The 5,990-nt window shown below is 26.7% G+C and carries 5 protein-coding genes and 1 pseudogene; 1 reads left to right on the top strand and 5 read right to left on the bottom strand.

All coding sequences use genetic code 11. From position 1 onward, the window contains the following. The first annotated feature begins 270 nt into the window (after positions 1-270). Positions 271-1,239: an IS110 family RNA-guided transposase gene (locus BUB51_RS11875; protein ID WP_083599622.1), complete on the top strand. Its 969-nt coding sequence runs from the start codon at positions 271-273 to the stop codon at positions 1,237-1,239. 82 nt (positions 1,240-1,321) lie between these two features. Here the strand turns inward: BUB51_RS11875 and BUB51_RS11870 are convergent, their stop codons facing one another. The 5 genes and pseudogenes from BUB51_RS11870 to BUB51_RS13695 all read right to left on the bottom strand — a co-directional run. Beyond that, a complete protein-coding gene (locus BUB51_RS11870; RefSeq protein ID WP_073197988.1) occupies positions 1,322-1,666 on the bottom strand; it encodes a hypothetical protein in 345 nt (114 codons plus the stop codon). A 126-nt stretch (positions 1,667-1,792) separates the two neighbouring features. After that, a complete protein-coding gene (locus BUB51_RS11865) occupies positions 1,793-2,356 on the bottom strand; it encodes a DL-endopeptidase inhibitor IseA family protein (RefSeq protein WP_073197986.1) in 564 nt (187 codons plus the stop codon). 366 nt (positions 2,357-2,722) lie between these two features. Further along, complete coding sequence (locus BUB51_RS11860; protein WP_073197985.1) at positions 2,723-3,454, bottom strand: hypothetical protein; 732 nt, start codon at positions 3,452-3,454, stop codon at positions 2,723-2,725. A 184-nt stretch (positions 3,455-3,638) separates the two neighbouring features. Continuing rightward, positions 3,639-4,928, bottom strand: a complete 1,290-nt coding sequence (locus BUB51_RS11855; protein WP_073197983.1) for a helix-turn-helix domain-containing protein — start codon at positions 4,926-4,928, stop codon at positions 3,639-3,641. Between the two features lie 190 nt (positions 4,929-5,118). After that, a pseudogene (locus BUB51_RS13695) lies at positions 5,119-5,382 on the bottom strand (transposase); the annotation flags it as partial. Positions 5,383-5,990: the final 608 nt, after the last annotated feature.

The following is a 5,990-nucleotide window of genomic DNA, read 5'->3' as shown; positions in this document are numbered from 1 at the left end:
TTTTACTCTTTTATCTTTTAAAGTATTGATTTTTTCTCCTATATCATATACCTTATTAATATAGGTGAATAATTGTTTTAGGTAACTTTTGTTCATCCTATCAGCATCCTTTTTTTAATGTGTTTGTGGTAAAACTATTATAAAAAGGATGCTTTTATTTTACAAATTTTTTCTCTGTAGTTTCCAGCAAAAATCGGAAAATCTCAAATTTTTAGTGCTTATTCTGAAATTCTTATAAATCAACGGACTATCGCCCTAAAAAATTTTCAAGTGCTAAATTTCTGTGATAAAGTGGATGCATACCGTATTGCAATCCTTTACAAATTAGGAGAAATCAAACCTACTAAGCCTCCTAAAGAAGAAATTCATCAGCTGAATATCCTTTGCCGTCAATACATTAAATTAGTTGATGATTGCACAATGTATAAAAACAATTTAATTTCTTTAATAGATCAAGTTTTTCCTAGATACAATACTGCATTTTCAAATATTACATCTAAAGCATCTTTATATATACTTGAAAACTATCCATCAGCAGAAAAACTTTTAAATGCTGATAAAGATATTTTAATAACTACTTTAGCTACTTTATCTAAAAAAGGTCTTAAATGGGCTAAAACTAAATACAATGCTTTAATAAATGTAGCAATAACAGCTTTAAAAATTGGCTGCGCCCCTAAAACCAGTGAAATTATAATTAAATCAGCAATAACTATATTAAAAACACTTATGGAGCAAAAGTCTATGATAGAAAAAGAGATAAAAGCTATCGCTGAAAATATGGAAGAAGTAAAACTACTAACAACAATTCCTGGAATAGGAATTATATCAGCAGCTATATTTATTTCAGAAATACGTGACTTTAATAATTTCAAAAATGCTAGAAAGTTAGTAGCATTTTGTGGTATAGATCCTGCTGTAGTAGAATCAGGTAAATTTAAAGGAGACAGAGTAAAGATGTCTAAACGTGGTTCTGGATACCTTCGTAGAGTACTATTTATGGCAGCTCTAGCTTCCATAAGAAAGAATCGCAATAGCAAATATATAAATCCTGTTTTATATAACTACTACAGCTTAAAAGCCCAATCTAAGCCTAAAAAAGTAGCTTTAGTAGCCTTAATGCATAAAATAGTAAATTACATCTTTGCTGTATTAAGAGATAAGAAAACTTTTAGGGTAATTACTCCTGAAGAACATAACAAATTATATAAGCAATCAAAATTATCCTTAGTTGCTTAATAAAACACGAAAATTCAAGACAAATTTTAAGTCTATGTTCGTGTTTTTCATAGGCTTAGTTTGTTATACTCTTTTTCAAGGTTCAAAAAATTTTAAATTTGCTCTTGACTTTTATTAACTGGTCTTTTTCCATGATTTCTTTCAATTCATCTTCACTTAATTTTTCTAACATAAAATCAATAGATTGTTTATAGTAATCTTTTTGTTCCATTAGACACTTAATACTTACTTCTTTTCTTTTTAACTCTTCATTTAATCTAGAAATCTCTTCTTTAAGTTTTTCTATTTCTTCATTAACTTTATTATTACTTATGGTTTTTTGAGTAGTAGATTCTTCTATAGATATTTTTGAATCTAAATTATTGCAGCCAATAAATACTAGAATGCTAAAGCATAAAAATAAAAGAAAAACATATAATTTTTTCATATTTTTACCGCCATCCTTTATTACCGTAGTGCCAAAAGTTTAGAGCAAATTTGATACCCCAAAATTGGAATTTGAATAATAAATAATATTGGTTGCAATAGCATATAAATAACATATATATGTAAATTACCAACCACCAATCATATTATCAATTTTATATGTATTATCTTTACTTTTTATAAGCTTAAATTTAACTATATCTTTAACACTATCATTTGAATTAGATTCGGCAAATGGACCAGGTAAAGCAAATATTACTGTCGCACTCTTGGTTAAAGGATTAACTTTTATATCCTTTATAGATGCTTTATCCCAATCATGTATAAATATACAGTCACACAATGCTCTATACAACTTGCCATCAATTTCTTCATATCCAAGTTCATCACATATTTTTTGGGCGGCATTATCAGTATAAGTTTTTTGAAGAAATTTTAATAATTTTTCCTTTGTATTAATATTAGGATCTACTATTAACTCCTTACTTAAATCATCTTGAATAATTACTGGATTATATCCACCTTCACTTACGTATCTATATCTATCTCTTGCCTCATCTATTAACAATTTTACTTCAGCATATAACTGATTCTTAAGCTGATGACTAATATTTATATATCTGTATCCTATAAAAGATAAAAAAATAATAATAATTACTATACTTACTAACATAAATTCTTTTTTATTCATTCTTATTATACTCCCCTTTAACTCTTCTTTCTTTTAATCTATTATAATTTTCTTACTTTTAATATACTATTCAAACTATAAATAAAGATATAATAACTATAAACAGCTTAATCTTCATAATTGCTCTCTCTGAATATACTAAAATCATCCCCATTCGATAAATTCATAAAATCATAAAAGCCTGCCATTTTTTATCATTTTAGCTATGTTATTTTTTTGTGATTATAAATGCGATATTTGGCATCTTGCTTAACATTTGTTCATATTTTTCATGACTAGCCTTTGAAACTTCAGTAATCTTATTATTTACAACAAGATTAATACACGCATCCCCCTGCTTACCTTCATAAAATACCTTATTCCCTTCTAGATCATATGGATACAGACCATCCCAATATACTCAATCATACCATACTCAATTACAATATAAGACTCATCTACACCCGGCTCTCTTGTAAAGTCTACCACCGAAAACCCCTCATAATTCTCTTTCAATGCCTCATTTTTTGATATGACTTCAAAAGAACTTAATGAATATAACGCATAATCCTTGTGAAAACCTACTGATATATTAGGATACTCACTATTTGGATCGGAATAGAATATAATTTCATCATCATAGGATTCTCTGTCGATAATTGCTGTTAGACCGTCTGTACGATAATAAACTTTATCTTCTTTTATTTCAGGAACAATTACAAAATCATTATATATTTTTTCCTTAATGCCTTTAATACCAGTCTTTTTTGTTATTTTTTGATTCCCATCATCATAAGTAATTTCGACTTCAACTTCAAGATAATCTTTCTTACCTTGAAATAAATTTTCCCTTATCTCATAGATATGAGTTTTTTTATAATTTGAGAATGAATAGGTTCTTACCCTTGGTTCAACATTTATATACTGATCAAGAAAATATACTCTATATCGAAACTCTGTAGATGTAATGTTCTGAATACCTTTTGTTGTTACATGTGTTATGATTTTGCCATTTGAATACTCGGCTGTAATATCTAAACTCGGATTAAAATGATTTATCGCTACCCAAATGGCAAAAATAATGCATAATACGAGTATAATAAAAACAAATCTCCTCATATAACTAACTCCCCCACATATCAGAAATAATAATAAACGAAGAAATTGCATAATTAAATTTTCAAAACTTAAAAAAATAGAACATAAAACGATAGCTCATTAAAAATGAGATTTAAAATTTAAAATTCGATTTTGATTAAATTAATTGCAATATCATCCATAAAAATTCAATTATGCAATTTCCTCAATTTATTTCTTTTATCGTATATGCTCTTTTAAATGCTTCTAATGCCTTTTCTTTTTTCCCTAATAAGCTGTAAGTGTTACCAAGTTTTAAATATGCAGTTACGAGCATATCTTTCATTTCCATTTTTTCTAGTATTAATATTTGTTCTTTTATCTTCGCTATTGCTTCTTCATATAATTTTTTATCTATTAAGTATTTAGTGTAATAATCTAATCCTTTGACTATATAATTTTTAAGTTCTCTCTTTTTACTAAACTCTATAGCATTTTCTAACTGCTTAATAGCTTTTTCTTCTTGTCCAATTTTTAAATAATATTTATATAGCTCAAATAGTGTTGTTGGTAATTCATCTAAATCCATTTCTTCTTTCATCTGTTTTGCTTTTATTAAATGCTTATATGCTTTTTCGTATTCACCTGACTCTAAATATATACATCCAAAGTTATTTTCTATAAACGCTTCTGTTTTTTTGTCTGCTTCTTTTTGGAGTAATCTGTTTGCTCTTTTTAAAATATTCTCTGCTTCGACATATTCTTTATTGAGAATAAGTGTTGATGCATATTTAAGTAAACTCTGGGTGTATCTTTTTTTATTTTTTAGTTGTTTGTCTATTTTACAAACTTCTTCTGCATATTTTTTAGCATTTTTCTTATCCTTTAATATGTGATAACATGTTGAGATATTGTATAGTATGTTACTTTCTAATTCTAAATTTTTGATAGGCAACTGATTGTAAAATGAACAGGCCTGTCTGTACTTATTTAACGCTATTTCATATAAACCTTTTAGCGTATATATATTACCTTCTTTGATTATTATTTCTATTACTTTCTCTATATTGCTCATATTAGAGTAGTAATAAAGGCTTTTTTGTATGTTACTCAAAGCAGCATCATATAACTTTCTATTTATATATACTTCAGCCATTAGTAAATTATTTTCTCCTAAAATCTCTGCTAAATTATACTTTTGTGCATACTTATCAATTTTTTTATATATTTTTTCTACATCAGATATATTGTTTAAATTTACATGTACTTTCATTTCTTCTAACCATAATCTGCAGTATCTTTTTACTTGATATTTTTCTGTTTCTAAAAGATATTCTAAATCTACATCTAATCTTTGAGCTAGATATTTTAATAATTCGATACTTGGACTTGCTTTACCATTTTCAATATAACTTAGCTGTGCCTTTGAAACATAGTCTCCTCCTAGTTCTCTTAATGACATGTTTTTCTCTTTTCTTAACTTTCTTATCTTTTCTCCTAATGTTAGTATTTCCATACTCATCTCTCCTGTTCATACTTCGTTCTCTTGATTGATTGTTTTATTTAACTTTATTGTAATATTATTTCTATTATTTGTCAATAATGTTTATCTGGTACTTTTGTACTATTGTTTGTTATTTAAGTTTTTAAGGTTTAAACTTGAAATATTTCTATTTAAGAAAGGAAATGTTCTACATTTGATCAATCCTATCTCTTGGAACTTCTATTTGCATTTCTTCAAATTGAGTTTTTACTTTCTTATCTGTATATCCGTTTCTTCGATTATCTGTTTGTTTATTTTTTTCTATCTCCTTTAGCATAACCTAATTCTACTTCTAATTCTGCTTCAAGCATTTCTTGAAGTGCATCTTTAAAAAAAGGTCTTTAAAAAATGAATGAAGATCTTGTGCTGTACTTAGATTACCCTCATTAATCATTTTTCTTAATAATTCTTTTTTTAATGTACTCATTGAAAAACTCCTTTCTGGTTTTATTTTTCATTCTTGCCAGAAAGGAGTTTTTATTTTCACTTAAGCACAATTTTTTTACACTACCCCGTTACCACTTAATAATCATCTCCTATAGGCACATGGAAACAAGAGGATAGTTCTTTTGTTTTACACTAGAACTGTTCCATGTTTCTATTGATTTACGTATTCAATAAAGTGTTTTTTTATATTATTTGAATTAACGTAAACTATTACATTGTCCCCTTTGTCATCTATTCCATAAACTATTATGAATACTGGATTCTCATTTTTCTTAACCTTATCTGAACTAATATGCTTTATTTCCATATTCTTGATTTCTTTAATTCCATAAAAATCTATAGCTACTTTAGCTGCATCAGAAAATGAAACAGATGGTCCGTCATAGTCATAAATGTCTTTATCTATATCTTTTTCACTAGTACAGGATGTAATAAGTAAATCTATTATTAAAATAAATACTAAAATCTTAGAAGTATTAATCAGCTTATAACACCTCTTCCTATATTTTATTAATTATCTCTGTCTTTCTTAATATTTCTTAGAATCGCTATTATATTTGTTCTTATAACAGAGATTAAAACTACTAT

Source organism: Caloranaerobacter azorensis DSM 13643 (assembly GCF_900129995.1).
GTDB lineage: Bacteria > Bacillota > Clostridia > Tissierellales > Thermohalobacteraceae > Caloranaerobacter > Caloranaerobacter azorensis.
The sequence above is the reverse complement of the archived record's forward strand: the minus strand, read 5'-3'. Positions and strand labels throughout refer to the sequence as shown.